Below are 300 nucleotides of genomic sequence, written 5' to 3'. Positions count from 1 at the left end.
TTCAGATATGAACAACAATCATGTTTATGATATGATTGTGGTGGGCGGCGGACCGGGCGGCTACACCGCCGCCCTGTACGCCGCACGGGCGGGGCTGGACACAATCGTGCTGGAAAAACTGTCCGCCGGTGGGCAGATGGCCCTGACCGAGCAGATCGACAACTACCCCGGCTTTGAGAACGGGATCGACGGCTTCTCTCTGGCGGAGAAGATGCAAAAGCAGGCGGAGCGTTTTGGGGCACGCAGCGAATACGCAGAAGTCCTCCGCATGGATCTGACGGCGGTTCCCAAGCTCGTGGA

General features: G+C 59.7%; 1 protein-coding gene. It reads left to right on the top strand.

The features are described 5' to 3' along the window. Positions 1 to 7: 7 nt before the first annotated feature. A partial coding sequence (locus GPK89_RS07170; RefSeq protein WP_215692206.1) for an NAD(P)/FAD-dependent oxidoreductase occupies positions 8 to 300 on the top strand: 293 nt, incomplete at its 3' end.

The organism is Gemmiger formicilis (assembly GCF_018784445.1).
Taxonomy (GTDB): Bacteria; Bacillota; Clostridia; order Oscillospirales; family Ruminococcaceae; genus Gemmiger.
The sequence above is the reverse complement of the archived record's forward strand: the minus strand, read 5'-3'. Positions and strand labels throughout refer to the sequence as shown.